The sequence below is a fragment of the Micromonospora trifolii genome, from assembly GCF_050516465.1.
GTDB lineage: Bacteria > Actinomycetota > Actinomycetes > Mycobacteriales > Micromonosporaceae > Micromonospora > Micromonospora trifolii.
The window spans coordinates 2,008,898-2,029,606 of sequence record NZ_CP191526.1; the positions used below are offsets into that span (position 1 = coordinate 2,008,898).

The 20,709-nt window shown below is 74.1% G+C and carries 25 protein-coding genes; 17 read left to right on the plus strand and 8 right to left on the minus strand.

Annotation, left to right across the window (positions count from 1 at the left end):
* Positions 1-61: 61 nt before the first annotated feature.
* The 5 genes from secA2 (at position 62) to ACQRWP_RS09260 (ending at position 5,221) form a co-directional block, all read left to right on the plus strand.
* On the plus strand, positions 62-2,353 hold the full coding sequence (gene secA2 / locus ACQRWP_RS09240; protein WP_430501733.1) for an accessory Sec system translocase SecA2: 2,292 nt from the start codon (positions 62-64) through the stop codon (positions 2,351-2,353).
* A 182-nt stretch (positions 2,354-2,535) separates the two neighbouring features.
* Complete coding sequence (locus ACQRWP_RS09245) at positions 2,536-3,276, plus strand: GAF and ANTAR domain-containing protein (RefSeq protein WP_430501735.1); 741 nt, start codon at positions 2,536-2,538, stop codon at positions 3,274-3,276.
* Positions 3,277-3,547: 271 nt separating this feature from the next.
* Positions 3,548-4,033, plus strand: a complete 486-nt coding sequence (locus tag ACQRWP_RS09250) for a DUF2231 domain-containing protein (RefSeq protein WP_410818360.1) — start codon at positions 3,548-3,550, stop codon at positions 4,031-4,033.
* A gap of 158 nt (positions 4,034-4,191) precedes the next feature.
* Positions 4,192-4,386 (plus strand): DNA-binding protein, encoded by a 195-nt coding sequence (locus tag ACQRWP_RS09255; RefSeq protein ID WP_430501737.1) that lies wholly within the window; start codon positions 4,192-4,194, stop codon positions 4,384-4,386.
* Positions 4,387-4,462: 76 nt separating this feature from the next.
* On the plus strand, positions 4,463-5,221 hold the full coding sequence (locus ACQRWP_RS09260) for a class I SAM-dependent methyltransferase (protein WP_430501739.1): 759 nt from the start codon (positions 4,463-4,465) through the stop codon (positions 5,219-5,221).
* 148 nt (positions 5,222-5,369) lie between these two features.
* Here the strand turns inward: ACQRWP_RS09260 and ACQRWP_RS09265 are convergent, their stop codons facing one another.
* A complete protein-coding gene (locus tag ACQRWP_RS09265) occupies positions 5,370-6,320 on the minus strand; it encodes a DUF3500 domain-containing protein (protein WP_238679108.1) in 951 nt (316 codons plus the stop codon).
* A 31-nt stretch (positions 6,321-6,351) separates the two neighbouring features.
* Positions 6,352-6,699 (minus strand): ankyrin repeat domain-containing protein, encoded by a 348-nt coding sequence (locus ACQRWP_RS09270; RefSeq protein ID WP_430503165.1) that lies wholly within the window; start codon positions 6,697-6,699, stop codon positions 6,352-6,354.
* A 107-nt stretch (positions 6,700-6,806) separates the two neighbouring features.
* On the opposite strand from ACQRWP_RS09270, the gene ACQRWP_RS09275 reads away from it, so the two are divergent.
* The 10 genes from ACQRWP_RS09275 to ACQRWP_RS09320 all read left to right on the plus strand — a co-directional run bounded on the left by ACQRWP_RS09275 (position 6,807) and on the right by ACQRWP_RS09320 (position 12,641).
* Positions 6,807-7,184: a signal peptidase I gene (locus ACQRWP_RS09275; RefSeq protein WP_430501741.1), complete on the plus strand. Its 378-nt coding sequence runs from the start codon at positions 6,807-6,809 to the stop codon at positions 7,182-7,184.
* A gap of 112 nt (positions 7,185-7,296) precedes the next feature.
* On the plus strand, positions 7,297-7,752 hold the full coding sequence (locus ACQRWP_RS09280) for a cysteine dioxygenase (protein ID WP_430501742.1): 456 nt from the start codon (positions 7,297-7,299) through the stop codon (positions 7,750-7,752).
* Positions 7,753-7,795: 43 nt separating this feature from the next.
* Positions 7,796-8,284 carry a rhodanese-like domain-containing protein gene (locus ACQRWP_RS09285; protein ID WP_430501743.1) on the plus strand — a complete coding sequence of 163 codons (489 nt, stop codon included), beginning with the start codon at positions 7,796-7,798 and terminating at the stop codon, positions 8,282-8,284.
* Positions 8,285-8,334: 50 nt separating this feature from the next.
* Positions 8,335-8,880, plus strand: coding sequence for a winged helix-turn-helix domain-containing protein (locus ACQRWP_RS09290; protein WP_430501744.1), 546 nt, complete (start codon positions 8,335-8,337; stop codon positions 8,878-8,880).
* A 247-nt stretch (positions 8,881-9,127) separates the two neighbouring features.
* Positions 9,128-9,733: a winged helix-turn-helix domain-containing protein gene (locus tag ACQRWP_RS09295; protein WP_238672145.1), complete on the plus strand. Its 606-nt coding sequence runs from the start codon at positions 9,128-9,130 to the stop codon at positions 9,731-9,733.
* Between the two features lie 41 nt (positions 9,734-9,774).
* A complete protein-coding gene (locus ACQRWP_RS09300) occupies positions 9,775-10,437 on the plus strand; it encodes a uridine kinase (RefSeq protein ID WP_430501746.1) in 663 nt (220 codons plus the stop codon).
* Positions 10,438-10,601: 164 nt separating this feature from the next.
* The gene (locus ACQRWP_RS09305; RefSeq protein WP_091408390.1) at positions 10,602-11,000 is read left to right on the plus strand and encodes a TraR/DksA family transcriptional regulator; all 399 of its coding nucleotides are present in this window, start codon (positions 10,602-10,604) and stop codon (positions 10,998-11,000) included.
* A gap of 48 nt (positions 11,001-11,048) precedes the next feature.
* Positions 11,049-11,921 carry a DUF72 domain-containing protein gene (locus tag ACQRWP_RS09310; protein ID WP_112587446.1) on the plus strand — a complete coding sequence of 291 codons (873 nt, stop codon included), beginning with the start codon at positions 11,049-11,051 and terminating at the stop codon, positions 11,919-11,921.
* A 113-nt stretch (positions 11,922-12,034) separates the two neighbouring features.
* The gene (locus tag ACQRWP_RS09315; RefSeq protein WP_430501748.1) at positions 12,035-12,220 is read left to right on the plus strand and encodes a hypothetical protein; all 186 of its coding nucleotides are present in this window, start codon (positions 12,035-12,037) and stop codon (positions 12,218-12,220) included.
* Positions 12,213-12,641 carry a DUF2267 domain-containing protein gene (locus ACQRWP_RS09320; RefSeq protein WP_238679119.1) on the plus strand — a complete coding sequence of 143 codons (429 nt, stop codon included), beginning with the start codon at positions 12,213-12,215 and terminating at the stop codon, positions 12,639-12,641. Before ACQRWP_RS09315 ends, ACQRWP_RS09320 begins: the two co-directional genes overlap by 8 nt.
* A 42-nt stretch (positions 12,642-12,683) precedes the next feature.
* Here ACQRWP_RS09320 and ACQRWP_RS09325 read toward each other — a convergent pair whose 3' ends face one another.
* Positions 12,684-13,457 carry a DUF72 domain-containing protein gene (locus ACQRWP_RS09325; protein WP_430501750.1) on the minus strand — a complete coding sequence of 258 codons (774 nt, stop codon included), beginning with the start codon at positions 13,455-13,457 and terminating at the stop codon, positions 12,684-12,686.
* A 157-nt stretch (positions 13,458-13,614) separates the two neighbouring features.
* Here ACQRWP_RS09325 and ACQRWP_RS09330 point away from each other — a divergent pair, with 157 nt between their 5' ends.
* Both ACQRWP_RS09330 and ACQRWP_RS09335 read left to right on the plus strand, forming a co-directional pair.
* Positions 13,615-13,920: a hypothetical protein gene (locus tag ACQRWP_RS09330; protein ID WP_357258145.1), complete on the plus strand. Its 306-nt coding sequence runs from the start codon at positions 13,615-13,617 to the stop codon at positions 13,918-13,920.
* Between the two features lie 9 nt (positions 13,921-13,929).
* Positions 13,930-15,207, plus strand: coding sequence for a cupin domain-containing protein (locus tag ACQRWP_RS09335; RefSeq protein WP_430501752.1), 1,278 nt, complete (start codon positions 13,930-13,932; stop codon positions 15,205-15,207).
* Positions 15,208-15,289: 82 nt separating this feature from the next.
* On the opposite strand, the gene ACQRWP_RS09340 is transcribed toward ACQRWP_RS09335, so the two are convergent.
* From ACQRWP_RS09340 to ACQRWP_RS09360, 5 genes are all read right to left on the minus strand, one after another.
* On the minus strand, positions 15,290-15,952 hold the full coding sequence (locus ACQRWP_RS09340) for a hypothetical protein (protein ID WP_396718629.1): 663 nt from the start codon (positions 15,950-15,952) through the stop codon (positions 15,290-15,292).
* Positions 15,949-18,624, minus strand: coding sequence for an FtsK/SpoIIIE domain-containing protein (locus ACQRWP_RS09345; RefSeq protein WP_430501753.1), 2,676 nt, complete (start codon positions 18,622-18,624; stop codon positions 15,949-15,951). The genes ACQRWP_RS09340 and ACQRWP_RS09345 overlap by 4 nt, the downstream gene beginning before the upstream one ends.
* Positions 18,617-19,774: a hypothetical protein gene (locus tag ACQRWP_RS09350; protein ID WP_430501755.1), complete on the minus strand. Its 1,158-nt coding sequence runs from the start codon at positions 19,772-19,774 to the stop codon at positions 18,617-18,619. The genes ACQRWP_RS09345 and ACQRWP_RS09350 overlap by 8 nt, the downstream gene beginning before the upstream one ends.
* Before the next feature lie 6 nt (positions 19,775-19,780).
* Complete coding sequence (locus tag ACQRWP_RS09355) at positions 19,781-20,041, minus strand: hypothetical protein (RefSeq protein ID WP_030332749.1); 261 nt, start codon at positions 20,039-20,041, stop codon at positions 19,781-19,783.
* 152 nt (positions 20,042-20,193) lie between these two features.
* Complete coding sequence (locus ACQRWP_RS09360; protein WP_430501757.1) at positions 20,194-20,586, minus strand: hypothetical protein; 393 nt, start codon at positions 20,584-20,586, stop codon at positions 20,194-20,196.
* Positions 20,587-20,709: the final 123 nt, after the last annotated feature.

A 20,709-nucleotide genomic window follows, 5' to 3' on the forward strand; every position in this document is an offset into this window, starting at 1 on the left:
GGCAGACTTGCCGGGCGGCCGGGCCGCGCGTGCCGCCCGGAATCGCGTACCGTTGCCGCTCATGGGTGTGTCGCAACGGTTCAAGAGCAAGTTCCGGCGGTTCCTCCAGCGCCCCGGCTCGACCGTGGATCTTGCTCCGCTGGAGAAACTGCTCCCGGCGATCGAGGCGCGCGAGGCTGACCTCACCGCGCTCGACGACGCCGAGCTGACCGCGGCCGCGGGCGCCGCCGCCGGTTACGAGGAGATCTGCGCCGTCGGCCGCGAGGCCGCCCGCCGTGGCCTCGACCAGCGGCCGTACGACGTGCAGCTGCTCGGCGCGATGTCGCTGCTCTCCGGCAAGGTCGCCGAGATGGCCACCGGTGAGGGCAAGACACTGACCGCCACGGTCGCCGCGTACGGGCACGTCCGGCTCGGCAACGGCCCGGTGCACGTGCTCACCATCAACGACTACCTGGCCCGCCGCGACGCCCAGTGGATGGAGCCGGTCTACACCCTGCTCGGCCTCACCGTCGGCTGGGTCAACGAGGCCTCCACCCCGCAGGAGCGGCGCGACGCGTACGCCTGCGACGTCACCTACGTCTCGGTCAGCGAGGCGGGCTTCGACTACCTGCGCGACCAGCTGGTCACCGACGTGGAAGACCGGGTGCAGCCCGCGCTGACCACCGCCATCGTCGACGAGGCCGACTCGATCATGATCGACGAGGCCCGGGTGCCGATGGTCCTGGCCGGCGCGGTGCCGGGCGAGCAGGACCCGGTGCACGCCGCCGCCGCGCTGGTGCGTGGCCTGCGCAAGGGCAAGCACTACACGGTCGCCGAGGACGGGCGGAGCGTGGCGTTCACCTCCGCCGGCCTGGCCGCCATCGAGGCCAAGCTCGGCATCGACCTGTACGACGAGGAGCACGTCGCGCAGCTCTCCGCGGTCAACGTGGCGCTGCACGCGCACGCCCTGCTGCACCGTGACGTGGATTACATCGTCCGGGACGGCTCGGTCGAGCTGGTCGACGAGATGCGCGGCCGGGTGGCCCAGCGCCGCCGCTGGCCGGACGGTCTCCAGGCCGCGGTCGAGGCCAAGGAGGGGCTGGACGCCACCGCCGAGGGCGAGGTGCTCGGCACCATCGCCATGCAGGCGTACATCGCGCTCTACCCGAAGGTCTGCGGGATGACCGCCACCGCGGTGCTGGTCGGCGACCAGCTGCGGGAGTTCTTCGACCTCGAGGTCGCGGTGATCCCGCCGAACACCCCGTGCATCCGCGAGGACGAGCCGGACCGCATCTACGCCACCCGGGCGGAAAAGGACGAGGCGCTGATCGACGAGATCCAGCGCTGGCACGCCAAGGGGCGGCCGGTGCTGGTCGGCACCCTGGACGTCAAGGAGTCCGAGGGGTTGGCCGCCGGGCTGAACGCCGCCGGGGTGCCCTGCGTCGTGCTGAACGCCAAGAACGACGACGAAGAGGCGGCGATCATCGCCGAGGCCGGCGCGTACGGCGCGGTGACCGTCTCCACCCAGATGGCCGGCCGGGGCGTCGACATCCGCCTCGGCGGCAGCGACCAGACCGACCAGGAGCGGGTCGCCGAGCTGGGCGGGCTCTACGTGATCGGCAGCGGCCGGCACGACAGCCGCCGGGTCGACGACCAGCTGCGCGGTCGGGCCGGCCGGCAGGGCGACCCGGGTGGCTCGGTCTTCTTCGTCAGCCTGGAGGACGACCTCGTCGTCCGGCACGCCGCCGACTCGGTGCCGGCCTCGCCGCGGATGAACGCCGACGGTCTGGTGACCGACGAGCAGGTCGACTACGCGGTGGAGCACGCCCAGCGGGTCGCCGAGGGCGTCAACCACGAGATCCACCGCAATACCTGGCGCTACAGCGTGGTGATCGAGCAGCAGCGTAAGGCCCTCGCCGCGCGTCGGGAGCGGCTGCTGACCAGCGACGTGGCCGCGGTGATGCTGCTGGAGAAGGAGCCCGAGAAGGCCGGCGAGATGGACGAGGACCTGCTCGCCCGTGCCGCCCGGTCGATCGCGCTCTACCACCTGGACCGGCTCTGGGCCGAGCACCTGGCCGAGCTGTCGGAGGTCCGCGAGGGCGTGCACCTGCGCGCGCTGGGCCGGCTCGACCCGCTGGACGAGTTCCACCGGGCCGCGGTGCCGGCGTTCAACGACCTGATCCCGGAGATCGAGGCCCGCACCATCGCCACCTTCACCGAGACCGAATTCGATGAGGACTGGCAGCCCGACGACGGCACCCTGGTCCGGCCCACCGCCACCTGGACGTACCTGGTGCACGACAACCCGTTCGGGTCCGAGCTCGACCGTCTGATCGCGTCGATCGGGCGGCGGCTCAGCGGCGCCTCGCGCTGACGAATCGACCGTCGGGGCCCCGATCGCGCCTCCGCGTGCGGACGGGGCCCCGATTTACGCCGTTTCGACCTAGGTTTCCCAGGGTAGTAGGGCTGGTCGGTCGAGTCGGGGAGAGAGCAGACGATGACACAGGTGACGATGCTTGCCGGGCAGGCGCGCGACGGCACGGAGGCTGCGAACCGGTGAACCTCGACACGCGGGAACCGGTGGTGCAGACCCTCGGCGTCCTGGAAGCAGCCGCGCTGTTACGGGAGCTCACCGCCGAGCTGATCGCCCTGACCGACTTTGATGAGGCGTTGCTGGCCCTGGTCCGGGTCACCCGGGACGCCGTCGCCGGAGTGCGCTGGTGCGGGTTCACCGCCCTGCGGGCCGGCGAGCCGGCCGGGGTGGCCGCCTCCGACGAAGGGCTGGCCGGGCTGGACGACCTGCGCCACGGGCCCGACACGCCGGCGATGAGCGCGGTCCACCGCCGCGAGATGATCCTCGCCGCCGACCTGGTCGGTGAGCCCCGCTGGCCGGCCTGGACGGCGCACGCCCGAGACCTCGGCGTACGCGGGGTGATCTCCGCACCGGTCGACATCGACGACCAGGTGATCGGGGCGATCAACCTGTACGCCGCCGCGCCGGACCTGCTGACCCCGCAACACCAGTTGACCGCCATGCTGCTCGCCGAACACGCCGGTCTGCTGCTCGCCGCCGTCCGCGATCGCGGCCGACAGCTCACCCTCGCCGGTGAACGGGACGCCTCACTCCTGCAGGACGGGGTGGTGGGCCAGGCCGTCGGCGTGATCATGACGCAGCGCGGGTGCCTGCCGGCCGAGGCCCTCGACGTGCTGCGCACCGCCGCCTCGTCGCTGGACATCCCGCTGCGCGAGGTGGCCGAGCGTCTGGTCCGAACGGTCTCCCGCCAACGCGACAACTGACCCCGGCCGCTCCGGCCGTGTCGGTCGCTCGGGCCGCGTTGGCTGTGTGATCAACTCGGGTTCCTGGAACTCGGGGTGTTATGGGCCGGCGGACGCCCCGACTTCCTGAAACCCGAGTCGATCACCCGCCCGCCTGGCCGTTCGGCCTCGGCGGCGGCGGCCACGGTGCCCGTTCTCCCTGCTGCCGGCGAGTCGGGCGGCGTCGTTTCGCCTCGACCAGCCCCGGGTAGCACTCTGGTCAGGTGAGCTGCGCCGACCCGGGGGAGGACCGATGCAGAGCCGGCTACGGGTGCAGGGGCACCCGATCCAACCGATGCTCGTGACGTTCCCGCTCGGGCTCTTCGTCAGCGCCACCGTCTTCGACCTCACCGACGTGATCGGCGGGCCCGCGTTCCTCGGCGAGGTCGGCTACTGGACCGGCGTCGCCGCCCTCGTCGCCGCCGCGCTGACCGCCGTGGCCGGCATGGTCGACCTGTGGGACGTGCCGGGCGACCGTACCCGCCGCACCGCTGTCGCCTTCAACCTGGTGAACGCGGTGATGGCCGCGATGTTCCTGCTCACCTGCCTGGTCCGGTCACACTCCCCGCAGCGCGGCGCGTCGGTCGCGGTCCTGGTCACCGAGCTGGTCGCGCTGGCCGTCGGCGGGGTCGGCGTGCACCTGGGCGCCCGGCTGATGCGTCAGTTCGACAGCGGCCGCGCCGAGGCCGGCGGTCTGGACGCGCTCGCCGGCTCCACCGGCGAGATCGCCCGTCCCTGACCCGACGGGCCGTCCCTGACCCGACCTGCCAGACGGGCTCGTCCCTGACCCGGCCTGCCGGGCGGGCCCGCTCGACCCGGGAGCCGGGCACCCGGCCGGCCGGCGGGCCTGGCGCGCGGGGCCGGCATCCGCGCGACCGGTCGGTCTACCATCCCCGGATGACCTCCTCTCTGGACACGTTGCCGAAGATCGGCGCGCCCGCCACCCGGGCCCTGCACGGCGCCGGCTACACCGCGCTGCGCCAGCTCGCGGGCGTCCCCCGGGTGGACCTGGCCAAGCTGCACGGCATGGGCCCGAAGGCGCTCGGAATCCTCCAGGCCGCCCTCGAAGAGCACGGGCTCGACCTCGGCTGAGATCCACCACCGGCGCCCCGACCCGGCGGCGGCAAATCAGTTGCCGCCCGGGTGACCGGCCGCGAGGCTGACCGGCATGACCGCTGAGCGTGACGCCGAGGACCTGATCGCGGAGGCCGCCGCCGCGCCCGTCGATGGTTGGGGCTTCGGCTGGCTGGCCGGCCGGGCCACCGAGGAGCGTCCACCCTGGGGTTACGCCCGGCTGGTCGCCGACCGGATGGCGCACGCCGACGCGGCTCTCGACGTGGACACCGGCGGCGGGGAGGTGCTCGCCGAGGTGCCGCGTCCACCGAAGCTGCTGACGGCGACCGAGGCGTGGCCGCCGAACGTGGAGGTCGCCCGACGGACCCTGCGTCGGGTCGGCGCGTCGGTGGTCGCGGTCGCGCCGGACGGGCCGCTGCCGTTTCGCGACGCCTCGTTCGACCTGGTGGTCAGTCGGCATCCGGTGCGTACCGACTGGGTTCAGACGGCGCGGGTGTTGCGACCGGGCGGGAGGTTCCTGTCGCAGCAGATCGGGGCCGGCACCATGCGGGAGCTGAGTGAGGCGATTCTCGGGCCGTTGCCGCCGCCGACCCAGCGGCACCCCGAGCACGCGGTCGTCGCCGCCGAAGCCGCCGGCCTGCGGGTGGTCGACCTGCGTCGGGCCACCCTGCGGGCGACCTTCGCCGACATCGGCGCGGTGGTCTGGTTCCTGCGCAAGGTGATCTGGACGGTGCCCGGGTTCACTGTCGACCGCTACCGCGCACCACTGCGCGACCTGCACCACCGCATCGCCAACGAGGGCCCGTTCGTCGCCCACGCCCAACGCTTCCTCATCGAGGCCACCCGCCCCTGACGGACACCCGCCTCCGCCGATCTTGCGCTTTCGGCACCCGCGAAAGCCGTCTACCAGGGCAATTCGACCATCGAAACTGCAAGATCGACGGGAGCGGGAGCGGGAGCGGGGGCGAGGGCGGGGGGCGGGAGCGGGGGGCGGGGGCGGGTTAGTGGGGGTGGGTTTGGTGGTGGGTGGCTAGGACGTCGGCGCCGAAGTCGCTGGCGGGGCGGCGCAGCACGGTGTGCGCGTGGTTGCCGTCCGCGGTGGTGTTGTCGTACTCGATCAGCAGGTCGTCGCCCTGTACCCGGTAGTAGTGCCGCCGGCCGGGGTGGGTCGGGCCGGCCCAGGCGAAGTGCAGCGGGCCGGCGTCCAGTCGAGCCGCCTCCCGGATGGCCAGCTCGGGCGGCAGCCGGTCGAGGTAGAGGGCGACCACCTGGTCGAGCAGTGCGCGGCCGGTCGGTCCCAGGCGCTCCGCCGGTACGCCGAGTGGTTCCAGCGGTGCGTCGACCCGCCCACGGGTGGCGCTGATGATGTCCGCCGGGGCCTCGTCGGCGATGATCGCGGCGGCCCGCTCGGCCGGGCCCAGGGCGTCGAGCAGGGCGCGGGCCAGGTCCTCCTCGACACCGAGTGGGCGGGAGACCGGCCGGCCGGCGTAGCGGACCGCGGCCGGGTTGGCGCCGAAGAAGATCGGTGCGGGGGAGACCTGACCGTCCACCACTGTCATGTTGACCGACAGGTGGTGCCCTTCGAGCCGCCACGCCCAGCGGTCGTCGCGCGCCGGGTCGCCGAACACGGCCACCCAGTAGTCGGCGCTGTGCCGCCCGCGCTGCCAGCCCTCGGCCCGGTCCAGCACCTCCTCCAGCGAGATGATCGCCATCGCCTGCGCGTACGCCGACGGGCTGAGCGCGGTGGCCAGCAACCGGTGCGCGGCCTTGCGGGCGGTGACGTCGAGCTCGGCGAGGCAGACGCCCGGTCGGGGTCGGGGCCGGTACTCCAGCCAGCGTCGGGCCGCCTCGTCGTCGAAGGAGTGCACGGCGCTCTCACGGGCGGCGGGGTCGAGCGCGGTCAGCAACGCGGTGCCGGCGGCCCGCATCTGCTCCGGCAGAGGATCTTCCACCGACCCTGTATACCGGCCGGCCGTGCCGGTGTCAGCCGACGCGCAGCAGCTCCGTCATCTCCGGCAGGTCGAAGAAGCGCGCGGTCTCGATCGCCGACGGGTTGCCGTGTGCCGGGTCCGCGCCGGCGGCGAGGAGCGCGCGGACCGCCTCGGTGCTGCTGCGGAAGACCGCCGCGGCCAACGCGGTCTGACCCCGGTCGTTGGCCCGGGTGTGGTCGGCGCCGCGGCTGAGCAGGGCGGCCACCGTGTCCGGGTGGGAGTGGTACGCGGCCAGAATGAGCAGCGTGTCGCCCTTGTCGTTGGTGAGGTTGACCGGCAGGCCGGCGTCGATCTGCGCCGCCAGCTCGTCGGTGGCGCCTGCTCGGGCCAGGTCGAACATCCGGTGCGCGAACGCCAGCGTCTCGGCGTCGAGGTCCTCGGTCACCGGTCCAGATTAGTCGCACCGGTCCTGATAGGTTGCTCGGCCGGCGCGCTGGGGGAGGTCCGATGGATGAGACGGTGTACGTGGGCAACGCGGGCGTCGACGGCGCCACCAACGCGGGTTGGCTGCTCGGGCACTTCGCGCCGCAGGGGGAGATCCGGCACAGCACCGACGTCGAGGTGAAGTGGGGCGTGCACCCGCCCGGGCAGGCCCGGTCGCGGTGGGCGACCGGTGAGGTGCGCACCACTCTGCTCGTACTCGTCGAGGGGTGTTTCCGGGTGGAGTTGCCGGACCGGACGGTACGGCTGGCCGCGCCGGGCGACTACGTGGTGTGGGCCCGTGGGGTGGACCACTCCTGGTTCGCCGAGCGCGCGTCGGTGGTGTTGACCGTGCGGTGGCCCTCGCTGCCGGGCTACCGCGCGGACCCGCCGGTGCTGCGCTGATTCACCCGTGCTGGTGACCCGTGTCCCAACAGGCGGAATTACCTACTAAACCTATAGGCTTTGCCGTCTAGAGTACGAGAGTACCCCGCCGAACGACCCGCGAGGAACCGCCATGACGCACCACCGTCCGGAGCCCGACCTGCTCACCGTCGCCGCCGGATGGGCCGACCCGGCCGGCTGGCCGGTCGCGCTGCGTTTCGATCCCGCCGAGCGCTGGTACGCCCGCCTCGCCGTCAGCGACGAGCACGAGGTGTGGGCGCTGAGCTGGCTGCCCGGACAGGGCACCGACCTGCACGACCACGGCGGCTCCTCCGGAGCGTTCCGGGTGGTCAGCGGCGTGCTCACCGAGGAGACGGTCAGCGCCGGTCGACTACGCCCCCGACTGCTGCCGGCCGGCGCGGCCCGCCGCTTCGGCCCCCGGCACGTGCACCAGGTGACCAACCGGGGCTCGGCGCCGGCGGTCAGCGTGCACGTCTACCGGCCGGCGCTGCTGCGGATGACCCGCTATCACCTCGTCGACGGGCGGCTGCGGGTCGCCGAGGTCGCCGAGGCCGGCCGGTCCTGGTAGCCGCGCGCACCGAGAACCCCCTGTCACCGGAAGGAACCCGAGAATGCAGACAACCGCCGAGCACTGTCCCGTCCCCGTGCCGCCACCGGGCTCCCGGGGCATCGACGAGATCCTGGCCGCCGCGCGGACCCGGCTGCGCCGGCTGGACCCGGAGCGGGCCCACCTGGCGTACCGGACCGGTGCGCTGCTGGTCGACATCCGTCCGGCCGCGCAGCGGGCCGCGCACGGCGTGGTGCCGGGCTCGCTCATCGTCGAACGCAACGTGCTGGAGTGGCGCTTCGACCCACGCTGCCCGGCCCGCCTGCCGCACGCCGTCGACTACGACGTGCCGGTGGTGATCCTCTGCCAGGAGGGCTACACCTCGTCGCTGGCCGCCGCCGCGCTGCAGGACGTCGGCCTGCACCGGGCCACAGATGTGGTCGGTGGGTTCGCGGCCTGGCGGATCGCCGGCCTGCCGGCCCTCGGCCCGACCCCACTGCACCATCCCTCTCCCCTCGCGTCCCCGGTCAACGCCGGCTGGGCGCGCCACTGACCGTCACGCCACACCCGGCGTGGCGGGCGTACCGCCACTCAGGAGGCACCATGTCCGTCGTCGCCATCCCCACGCGTCGCCACCCCGGCGTGCGCCCGCCGGCCCGTCCGCGCACCAGCCCGACCCTGACCATCACCCTCGACCTCGTCCCCGGGCCGTTGAGCCCCCGGCTGGCCCGGCTGGTGCAGCTGCTCGGCGAGCTGGCCGAGTCGGGGGAGGGTCAACTGCGTGCCGTGGAGGACGCCGCGTCGGGGCCGCGACCCGCTCCGCGCCCTGCCGCGCCGCCCGCCGAGGCGGACCACGTCCGCATCCTGGCCGGCTCCCGGATGGTCCGCCAGGGTGACCGGGTCATCGCGCTGACCCGCATCGAGTACGAGCTGCTGCTGTTCCTGGCCGAGCGGCCCCGCCGCGTCTTCACCCGCCTGCAACTGCTCTCCAGCGTCTGGGGTTACGAGCACGCGGTGGCCCGGACGGTGGACGTGCACGTCCGCCGGCTGCGCGCCAAGCTGGCCGGCTCCGAGGTGGTCACCACCGTCTACGGCGTCGGTTACCGGCTGGCCGACGAGGCCCCGATCAGCGTGGATCACAGCAGCTGAGCGCTGGTCCGGCGGCGATGTGACCGCCTGGTGAACCGGTCGGGGACCCCCGTAACGGGGCATCTCGACGACTCTGCTGTAATCATCAGGCCTCGTACGCAGAGCGAGCACCTGGCTCCGATGTGTTCGTCAATTGTCACATTCATGCAACGCAGCCGCCTCTTGACCCTCGCCCAGGCGCCGGGAAGCATCGATGAAGCGGCGTCCCGGGCCGTGGGGAGATACCCGGACCAGCCCAAGGAGGACCATGTCGGTCAGCCCCGCCTCGTCGCGCGCCGGATGGCATACGTCCCAACCCGCGGTGCCCGGGCGACCTCCCGGCGGGCAGCGCCGCCCGGCGAACACCGCCGCGCCCGTGCTCACCGTGACGCTGTCCATCCCGTTGGCCTGTGAGGAGTCGCTGACCCCGGCGGCACGTCGGCTGTTGGAGGCCGCTCGCGAGATGCTGGAGCGGGGCGAAGGCGTGATCATCGGCTCGGTCCCGGCCGAACGCCGCCCCGACCAGGCGCCCGCCAGCCGGTCGCCGGCCCGCCCGATCAGCTCGACCATCCCCGCCCTGCACATCCTCGCCTCGTCGCGCTCGGTGCTGCGCGACGAGGAGCCGCTGCCGCTGACCAGGCTGGAGTTCGACCTGCTGCTGCACCTGGTCGCCCACCCACGCCGGGTGTTCACCCGGCTGCAACTGCTCAACGCCGTCTGGGGCTACGAGCACGCCGGCGTACGCACCGTCGACGTGCACGTGCGTCGGCTGCGCGGCAAGGTCGGCGTGGACGTCCCGCTGGTCACCACCGTCTACGGTGTGGGCTACCGACTGGCCGACGACGCCCGGGTGACCATCGACCGCAGCGGCTGACCGGCGGCACCGACGCGCCCGGCGCACGGCAGGATGGTCCGGTGCGCATCCGCCCCATCTCGCCCGACCTGCTCGTCGCCGAGCTGACCGGCCGGCTGGCCGACGCGGCGACCCGCGCCGCGAGCGCCTCCGCCGGGCCCGCGCGGCTGCGGGTGGCCGTGGACGGCGCCCCCGCCGCCGGTGCCGACGAACTGGCCGCAGCGCTGGTCGACCCGCTGCGCGCCCAGGGCCACCCGGTGTTGCACGTCCGCGCCACCGACTTCCTCCGCCCCGCGTCGCTGCGCTTCGAGTTGGGGCGCACCAACCCGGACTCCTTCTACGAGGCCTGGGTCGACGAGGCCGGGCTGCGCCGGGAGGTGCTCGACCCGGCCGGTCCCGGCGGCAGCGGCCGGCTGCTCCCGTCGCTCTGGGACGCCGACGCCGACCGGGCCAGCCGCGCCCGCTACGTCGATCTCGCACCCGGCGGCGTCGTCCTGGTCAGCGGCTCGCTGCTGCTCGGCGGCGGCCTGCCCTTCGACGTGACCGTCCACCTGGAGCTGTCCCCGGCAGCGCTGCGCCGACGCACCGAACCGGCCCAGCAGTGGGCGCTGCCGGCCTTCGACCGGTACGCCGAGGAGGTCGTCCCGGCGAGCTTCGCCGACGTCGTGGTACGCGCCGACGACCCCCGCCGACCGGCGCTCGTGGAGCCCGGCGGCAACGACTGACAACAACCGAAAACTTGTCGGTTTGCACGGCGGATCCGGCGGGTACTCGCCCGGCTCACAGAGCGCGGGTGACCGCCCGCGTACCGAACGCGACCGTGACCGGGGCCCCACGCCGCCGGCACCCGGTTCACCTTGAGCCACAGGCCCAGGAAAGGCAGGCAGCGATGCTCGTCCACGACACGGTCGGTACGACCCGGTCCCAGACGGAGATCGACCAGATCCGACAGTCGCTCCAGGCGCGCTACGACGAGCTGACCGCCGAGTACGACCAGGCGGTCCTCCAGAGCCAGGTGCTGCGGCTGGTGGAGGTCGGCGACACCGCCGGCGACGACCAGGCCGACAGCGGCACCAAGACGGCCGAGCGGGACACCGCCCAGTCCCTGTTGCGCACCATCCTCGACCGCCGCGCCCAGTACGAGCACGCCCTCGGCCGGCTCGAAGAGGGCACCTACGGCTGGTGCGAGGGCTGCTCGGCGGCGATCCCGGTGGAGCGGCTGGAGATCTTCCCGTCCGCCACCACCTGTGTGACGTGCAAGCAGACTCGCGAGCGGCGGGCGGCCTGAGCCACTCCAGCGGTTGCCGGTCGGTCCGCGACGCGATGGACTTCCACCATGGGTGACATCCTCGTGGGCACCGCGTCCTGGACCGACCGCACACTGCTGGACTCGGGGTGGTACCCGCAGACCGCCGACACCCCGGAGAAGCGGCTGGCCTACTACGCCCGGCAGTTCCCGCTGGTCGAAGTGGACGCCACCTACTACTCGCCGCCCGCCGAGGCGACCGCGCGGTTGTGGGCCGAGCGCACCCCGGCCGGCTTCACCTTCAACATAAAGGCGTTCAGCCTGCTGACCGGGCACCCCACCCGGGTCAGCGCGCTCTACAAGGACCTGCGCCCGGAGACCGACAAGAAGAACGTCTACCCCGACGACCTGCCCGCGCAGTCGTACGAGGAGGTGTGGACACGCTTCCTGTCCGCGCTGGACCCGCTGGTCGAGGCCGGCAAGCTGGGCGCGCTGCTGTTCCAGTTCCCACCCTGGTTCACCATCAAGCGGGCCAACAAGCAGTACCTGCTGGAGGTGGCGAAGCGCTGCGCGCCGCTGCGCCCGGTGTACGAGTTCCGGCACGCCTCCTGGTTCGACGGCGACAACGCCGACGAGACCCTGGCCTTCCTGCGCGAGCACAAACTGCCGTACGTCTGCGTGGACATGCCGCAGGGCCACCGCTCGTCGCTGCCCCCGGTGCTGGCCGCCACGGCGGACCTCGCGGTCATGCGCTTCCACGGGCACAGCGACAAGTGGACCAGCAAGGACATCCACGAGAAGTTCGGGTACCACTACTCCAAGCGGGAGTTGGCGGACTGGGCGCCGAAGCTGCGTGAGCTGGCCGACGAGGCCGGGCAGACCCACGTGCTGATGAACAACTGCTACCGCGACTACGCGCAGACCAACGCGAAGACGCTCGCGGGTCTCCTCGACGCCGGCTGACCTCACCCGATCCGGGTGGGGCCGTCTCACCCGCCCCGAGGGGAGGGTGGACGCGGTGGGTTCGGCCGCCCCAGTGGACGGCCGACGCCGGAGACGACACGGAGGTGACGGGGATGACGGTTCGAGTGGTGACGGATCGACGGCGTGGTGCCGTCCTGCACGTGGTCGGCACGGCCGACAACGCCCGGCGCGCCCCGCAGGGCAGCCCGGTGCGGGCCCGCCGTGGCCCGGTGGGGCCGCCGCGCCGCGCCGACGACCGACGGTGGGACGCCACGGAACGGGGGTCGACCGATGGCTGACTCGATGATCTCAGCGTTCGAGTCCTCGCTGGACAAGACGAACCTCATTCTCAAGGACATCGAGAACGCCTACGGCTGGCCGAAGGATCGGCGCAACCAGTCGTACGCGGCCCTGCGCACGGTGCTGCACCTGCTGCGCGACCGGCTGCCGGTGGACGAGAGCGTGGAGTTCGCCCAGCAGTTGCCGGTGCTGGTGCGGGGCATCTACTTCGACGGCTGGGTGCCGTCCGACGTGCCGATCAAGCTCAACCGTGACGACTTCCTCTACGAGGTCCGGCAGGGCTTCCCGTACGACGCGGAGGGTGGTCCGGAGCGGGTGACGCAGGTGGTGCTGGACACGCTGCGCCGCCACGTCACCCAGGGTGAGTGGCAGGACGTGAAGGACACCATGCCCAAGGACCTCGCCACGATGATGCCGTGACGGCCTGACACCGCGAGCCCGTCCGACCGCTGTCGGGCGGGCTCAGTCGTCGGCAGCCTCGGCGGAGGTGGGCACCCGCGACACCGGGTGCCCGGCCCGCCGGGCCAGCGCGGCGAACGCCACCGCGTCCACGATCGCGGCGCCTCCCGGATCGTTGTTGAAGTAGACGTACGCCGGCTCGTCCGCGCTGAAGGCGTCGGTCAGCCGGCCCACCCAGGACCGCAGCGCGGCCCGACCGTAGCGGGGCCACGGCCGCGCCCGCCCCTCGTGTAGCCGCAGGTAGCCGAAGTCGGTGGTGCGCCAACGGGGGGCGACCGGGCGGCCCAGTCGGTCCGCCCAGACCAGCGCGGCCCGACGCCGTTCCAGCACCGCCCGGGTGGCGTCGGTCCACCAGGAGGGGTGCCGGGGCTCGACCGCGACCCGCACCTGCGCCGGGAACAGCCGCAGCGTCGCGTCCAGCGCCTCGGCGTCCGCCCGCAGGTTCGGTGGCAGTTGCAGCAGCACCGGGCCGAGCCGGTCACCGAGCGCCGTGGCCCGGCTGAGGAAGCGGGCCACCGGCTCCTCCGGGTCACGCAGCCGCTTGATGTGGGTGAGGTAGCGGCTCATCTTCACCGCCACGCAGAAGTCCGCCGGGGTGCGCGCCCGCCAGGCCGCGAAGGTGTCCCGCTCGGGCAGCCGGTAGAAGGCGTTGTTGACCTCGACCGTGGCGAACCCGGCCGCGAAGTGCTCCAGCCAGAGCCGCTGCGGCAGCCGCTGCGGATAGAAGCGGCCGCGCCAGTCCCGGTACTGCCAGCCGGACGTGCCCACCAGGATCACCACCCCATCCTGGCACTCTCCGCCGCCGCTCGCGAACTGCCCGTGTCGCCCCGGTTCGGCGTCTACGGTGAGGGTTAGAGAAGATCGCGCGTGGGGTACCACCCGCAGCACGACGGACCCCGGCGTACGGCGGGGCGGCACACCCGAGGGAGTACCGATGGCACTCAACGATGACGACATGCAGACCACCGGCGGCGGCGGCGCGGAGGGTCCGGCCGACGGCGGCGCGACCCCCGGTCAGCACGACGGTGGCGCCGATGGCGGCGCGGAGGGTCCCGCCGACGGCGGTGCCACCCCGGGTCAGCACGACGGCGGCGCCGATGGCGGCGCGGAGGGTCCCGCCGACGGCGGTGCCACCCCGGGTCAGCACGACGGCGGCGCCGACGGCAGCGCGGAGGGCCCCGCCGACGGTGGCGCCACCCCGGGTCAGCAGGACGGTGGCGCTGACGGCAGCGCCCGGTAGCGGCACGCCATGACCTACCTCGACCCGCCGGGCGGCCACGACGGCCGCCCGGCGGTTCCGTCCGCCGAGGCCACCGCGGCGCTGGCCCGCTGTGTCTCGGTCGAACCGGCCAAGTTCGCCGCCGCGCACTGGGGGCACACCCCGCTGCTGTCCCGCGCCGCCGAACTGCCCGACCCGGCCGGCTTCACCGACCTGCTCAGCCCCGCCGACGCCGACGAGTTGCTGAGCCGGCGCGGTCTGCGTACCCCGTTCCTGCGTGTCGCCAGGGACGGCCAGTTGGTCGCGGCGTCGCGCTGGACCGGCGGCGGCGGCGCGGGCGCGGAGATCGGCGACCAGGTGCTCGACGAGCGGGTCCTGGAGCAGTACGCGTCCGGGGCCACCCTGGTGTTGCAGGGGCTGCACCGGATCTGGCCGCCGCTCGTCGACTTCGCCCGCGACCTGGGTCTCGCGCTCAACCAGCCGTTGCAGATCAACGCCTACCTGACCCCGGCCGGCAGCCAGGGCTTCGCCACCCACTACGACACCCACGACGTGTTCGTGCTCCAGGTTGACGGCCGCAAGCACTGGCGGATCCACCCGCCGGTGTTGCCCGACCCGCTGGAGAAGCAACCCTGGGGTGGGCGCGCCGACGAGGTCGGTGCCACCGCGCAAGGTGAGGCCGCGCTGGACGTGGTGCTCGCCCCCGGTGACGCCCTCTACCTGCCTCGGGGGTGGCTGCACAGCGCGCAGGCGCAGGACGCCAGCTCGCTGCACCTGACCGTGGGCATCCGCGCGCTCACCCGCTACGCCTTGGTCGAGGAGTTGTTGGCGCTGGCCGCCGAGGACCAGCGGCTGCGGGCCAGCCTGCCGTTCGGCACAGACGTCGCCGACCCGGACGCCATCGAGCCGGAGCTGACCGAGACCGTGGAGGCGTTGCGGGACTGGTTGCTGCGCGCCGACCCGGGCGCGGTCGCCGCGCGACTGCGGCAGCGGGCCTGGCCAGCCGCCCGCCCGGCGCCGATCCGACCGCTCGCCCAGGCCGACGCGCTGGCCACCCTGGACGCCGACTCCCGGGTCACAGTGCGGCCCGGCCTGCGCTGGCAGTTGGTGCCGCACGGTGCGGACACGGTGGCGCTGCGGCTCTTCGACCGCACCATCACGCTGCCGGCGAGCTGCGAGCCGGCAGCCCGCGCCCTGCTCGACGGCGTGGTCACGCGGGTCGGTGACCTGCCCGGCCTGCCCGACGACGCCGACCGGGTCACCCTGACCCGCCGGCTGCTCCGCGAGGCCGTGCTCGTCCCGGCCTGAGCCAGCGGCCCCGGTTTTCAGGAAGCCGCGGTGTCCGGTAGGCCGGGACAGCGCGGTTTCAGGAAACCGAGTCGATCACCGTTCAGCGGCCGAGGATCAGCAGCAGCACGGTGGTCAGCAGACCTGCGCCGAGGACCACAGTGATCGGTCGGGGGCCGAGCACCGCGTGTCGGCGGTCGGCCAGCACCCGGGCCGGCACCAGGCCGACCAACGGCCCGAGCAGCGTCACCACCAGTGCCAGCACCGGTAGTCCGACCGCCAGGTCGCCGCCGTACCCGACGCCGAGCGCCCGGGCGCCGGCGCCCAGCGCGTACGCCAGCACACCGCCGGCCACCCCGCAGAGCGCCAGCAGCGGGTTGACCGAGCCCGGCAGCTCGCCCGGCTGCCCGGCCCGGTCGAGCAGGTCACGGGCCTTGGCGAGCAGCAGTACCGGGTCGGTGGCCCCGACGCCGTTCGCCGGGGCGGGCGGGCCGCCGAGGCGGCGGGCGCCGAGGCGCGAGCGGACCTGCTGCCACAGGTGGGCCACCTCGGCGTCGACCCGTTCCTGCTGCTCACGGGCGGCGACAAGCTCCTCCTCGGCGCTCTGGAGCTGCTCGGTCGCGTCGGCGACGGCCCGTTCGGCGGCAGCGCACTGCCGCTCGTGCCAGGTGTGCGCCTCGGCCCGCTGCTCGCGCACCCGCGCGGTGAGGTCGGCCAGCCGCCGCAACTGCGCCGCGTACGTCTCGCTGGTCACCGGTTCGTTCATCGTGTCGGTCCATACGGGATGATCACCTGTCCGGTGCGGTGGACCGCCCGGTCGAAGAAGAGCCCCCGCCAGGGGCGGGGATACCAGTCCGGGCCGCCGGTGCCCGGGTAGAGCGACGAGCCCAGTTCGCCGCCGTGCGCGTCCAGGGCCACCCAGGCGCCGATCTGGTCGGTACGGGCGGCCGGCCCACCGAGATCGGCGCGCATCCGGGCCACACCCCGCCACCAGGCCAACACGTGCGTGCGTCGTTCCGGCCCGTCGTGCATGATCCGGCGCAGCTGCTCCAGGCCGGTACGCCGACCCGCGCGGGCGGCCAGCGCACCCGCTGCCGCGTCGACCGCGAACAGCAGCAGGTAGTGCGGGCTTCCCGGGCCACTGAGCCCGTCGGCCGTCTCGGCCATCAGCTCGCCGACGGTCTCCTCGTCGTACCAGGCGGCGTCGTCGGCCAGGTCGTCGTAGAGGGCGCGGGCGATCGGGTCGGCGTCCGGGTCGAGGCAGGCGATGGAGAACCGGGCGGTCCCCGGCGGGTGCTGACGGGCCAGCGACCGGGCTGCCGCGTCGAGCACCGCGCACGCCTCGTCGACGCGGGTCCCGAGCACCGCGAGGTTGCGGCCCGGGGCACGCGGCAGCCGCAGCGACGCCGAGCGGGACTGCACGTCGATGATCTCGCCGAGCAGCGCCACCGGGTTGCGCGGCGCGGTCCCGTCGGGCGGTACGGCGAGCGCCCGGAAGTCCGGGGCGTCCGACAGCCGCGGGATCGCGTCGCCGTCGAAGAGCCGGGCGGGCGCCGCGTCGGGGGCGCGCATCCGCCACAGCCGGTGCTGCAACCCGCTCCAGGTCTCCCAGTCGCTGGCCGACGGGATGCGGGCCACCTCGTTGCCCTCCACCATGCCCGACTCGGCGTTGACCACCGCGTGCCAGCGCGGCAGCGACTGCGCCGCGTCGTTGCGCTCGGCGAGGATGCGCAGCGCCTTGGGCAACGCGATGCGCAGGGTGAACTGGGCGACCAGCGCGGGGCGGCCCCACAGCGCCTCGATGCCCCGCACGTCCTGCGAGGCCAGGACCAGGTGGATGCCCTGGGACCGGCCGCGCCGGGCCAGGTCCTCCAGCAGGTCGGCCGCCTCCCGGGCGACCACGTCCCGGCCTGCCAGCAACATCTGGAACTCGTCCACCACCGCGACGATGCGTGGCCAGTGCCCGGTCGGGTCGACCGCCCGCAGCTCGGCCAGCTTGGTCACCTCGTGCTTCTTGGCCGCGTCGGCGCGTCGGCGCAACTCCTCGGCGAGGAAGCGCAGCAGCGCCAGCCCGAACTCCCGGTCGGTGTTGACGTTGATGCCGACCAGCCGCATGTGCGGCAGCCAACTCGGGTCGCGCCGGCCCTGCGCGAACCGCGCGAAGGAGACCCCCTCCTTGAAGTCCAGCAGGTAGAACTCCAGCTCGGCGGGGGAGTAGCGGGCCGCGAGCGCGCCGATCCACGCGAAGATCAGGTTGGTCTTGCCGGTGCCGGACGGCCCGCCGATCAGCGCGTGCGGTGGATAGTCGCCGAGCGTCAACCGCACCGGCCGGCCCTGTGCGCCCTCACCGATCGGCGCGGTCAGCCCGTCGGCGGAGTCCTCCCGCCACATCAGCTCGGGCGGGGGCAGCAGGTCGGTGAAGGGGGTCGGCGGGGGGCCCGCGTTCACCCGGGCGGCGACGTCCCGGCAGGTCTCGGTGACCAGCGTTGCCGGTGGCGGTGGGTCCAGCCGGACCGGCAGCCCGGCCGAACCGCCGATCCGCGCGCCGGACACCCCGGCCACCACCCGGGTCACCGTCGGATCCTCCGGCAACGGCACACCGTGCACCACCAGGTGTACGCCGCAGGCCGCGCCGGCCCGCACCACCCGGTCCAGTTGCCCGCGCTCGTGCCGGTTCAGCTCCTCCCCGCCGAGCAGCACCGCCACCCGCCACGGCTCGGGTCGCCGGCCGGTCGCCGCCGCCAGTTCGCGCAGCGACGCGTACTCGCCGGCGAGGACCGTCTCGTTGATCCGGCGGATCTGCTCCACCAGGTCGTCCAGCAGCGGGCCCAGCCCGCCCGGGCCGACGAAGGTGAGCAGCCCCGCCGTGCCCAACGGGGCGAACCCGGCCAGTCCGCCGCCGAGCTGATCCGGGTCGTACCCGATCAGTCGTACCGCCCCGGGGTCGGCGCGGCCGACGGCCCGCAGCAGCAACGCGGACACCACCGCGTCGCAGCCGGCGCGGTCGTCTCCGGAGAGGTGGACGTGCCCGGCGTCGAGCAGCGGCACCAGCGCGGGCACCGGGTCGACGCCGTCGATCCGGACCGTGCCGACCCGCAGCGCGCCGGGCGGCTCGGCCCGGCGGGCGGGCGTCGGCGTCCATCCGGCCCAGTCGGCTCCCGCGCAGCCGGGCGCCTCCTGGCGGGCCGCGTCGGCGGCCCGCCGGGCCAGCTCGGCGATCCGGGTGGAGTAGCGGGCGTCGATCTCGGCGATGCGGCGGTCCCGTTGGGCGCCCACCCGCGCCGGTACGGCGGCCGCCGCCCGCTGCACCCGGGCCAGTCGTTCCCGCCCGGCGGTCAGGTCGGCCTGGGCGGCGGACAGCCGGGTACGGGTGGCGCCCAACGCCTCGGCGAGGGTGTCCCGGACCCGGCTGGCCAGCTGACCGCGCCGGTCAGCCATCGGAGCCCCGACGCGTCGGCGCGTCCCGCCAGGGGCTGCCCGAGCGCGGCGGCAGCAGCCCACCGGGGCGCGGCGGCGGCCCATCCGCGCGCGGCGGCAGCCCATCCGCGCGCGGCGGCAGGCCACCGGAGCGCTGCGCGGCGGCGGTGCCCGGCCGCTGGGCCGCACCGCCGGCGCGGGGAACCGCGCTCGGACGCCCGGTCCCGTCCGGTTGTTGCGCGCCCACCGGTTGCCCGGCCCGCGCCGGTTGCCCCGCGCCGCCCGGTTGTCCGGCCCCCACCGGTTCTCTGGCGCCCGCCGGTTCTCTCGCGCCGCCGGCCGGCAGGTCCCGGCCGAGGCGGGCGAGCAGCAGCCCGGTCGCCACCCCGGCGGTCACCGCGGAGTCGGCGGCGTGCGGTGGCTCCCCGGAGGCGCGCGGCGGCGGCATTCGGCACATCCGGGTCAGCAGCGTCTCCAACACCGGCGGCGGCAGCCCGGGCAGCAGGTCGCGGACCCGCCCGTCCAACTCGCCGCGCAGCCGCCCGAGGTCGGTGGCGCGCGGCGGGTGCCCGAGCAGCTCGCCGGCCAGCTCGCGCAGCAGCGGCGGCGCCAGCGCCGCCATGCCCAGCCCCACGTCGGCCGGGGCCCGGCGCAGCTCCTTGCGGAGCCGGTCCCGGTCGCCGGAGCGGACACCACCCACCACCCGGCGCAGCAACTCCTGGGAGTCGTCCACCCGCTCGTCGGGCTCGTCGTCGGTGCCCTCGCGCCCGCCGGTCAGCTCGGCCACCCGCACCGACCACCAGCGGCGCATTCGCACCTGCTCGGCCGGCTCCGGCGCGACCGCGGTGGGCCCGGACGCCGGTGGCGTGTCGTGTCGGGGAGCGCGTTGCTCAGGGCGGGGCGCCGGGGCGCCGTCCGCGCCGAGCCCGATCGCCGTCAGGTAGGCCGACAGCTGTTCCTGCGCCACCCGCAGCGCGTAGCCGGCGCTCTCGGCGTGCTCGGTGGCAGCGGACAGCTCGGGCACCCCCATCGGGTTGGCCGACTCCTGTCGGACCCAGCGCAGGCGCTCCGCGGCCAGGCCGAACTTCTCCAGCGCCTGCCCGAGCAGGGCCACCGGGAACTCCTCGGTGGCGGCACGGACCTGCCCGCCGACATCCTCGATGATGGACATGGCGGCCTACAGGGTGGAGACGTAGAGCTGCGCCTGCTCCACCGCGACAAGTGTCGCGGCGAGACACTCCTCCAGCTCCTGGCTGGCCTGGGTCAGCGACGCCTGGGCCGCCTCGACCGTCTCGTGCCCGCTGCCCTCCAGCGCCCCGGCCAGGGTCTGCTGTGCCTCGGACAATTTCTCGCCGGCCGCCTGCACGGCTGTCTGCCCGTCCCCGATCTGTTGGAGGGCGACATCGATGGCAGCCTTCAGCTCGGCGACGCTCGCCACGGCGGAACCTCCTGGGGGCGGGGAGATCTCCATTAGAGCCTATCGGCGGTTCCGAAAGAACATCCGCCCTGTCGGTGTTCCTGCCCGCCTGTCCGGAAGGCCCTCGGAAGTGCCGGGAGTCCGATCTGTGGGAGTCCCAGTGCGAGAACTTCTCAGTTGCTGGTCGGGTTCTCCCGGAGCCAGCGCGGGCCGTACACCTCGGCGCCCAGTGCCGTCACCCGCCCACGCAACTCCCGGTCGGCGGTGACCACCAGCCGCCGACGCAGCGGCGCGCCCTCCACCAACTCGACCACCGTGTCGTCGCCGGAGCCGGCGGCGGAGACCACCCGAACGCCCTCGGTGCCCGGCACGTCCCGCGCGGCCCCCTCGACCACCAGGACCACCTCCACCGGGGCGGTCAGCCGGGCGGGCAGCCCGACGGTCGCCACCGGGGCGAGCGAGTCGCGTAACCGGGCCGCGGCACCGGCACGGTCACGCCACCACCCGTTCGGGCGGGAGCCGACAACGTTGGCGCCGTCCACGATCAGCAGCGGGGTCTCAGTCATCCCGTCAGCCTGCCACCATCGGCCGCCCCCGGCCGGACGCCACTCCCGGAATGCCGGTGCTCCACCACCTGCGGCGTTTGTCGGGGCGCGCGCCGGGTAGCCCCTGCCGACCGTGCCGCGCCC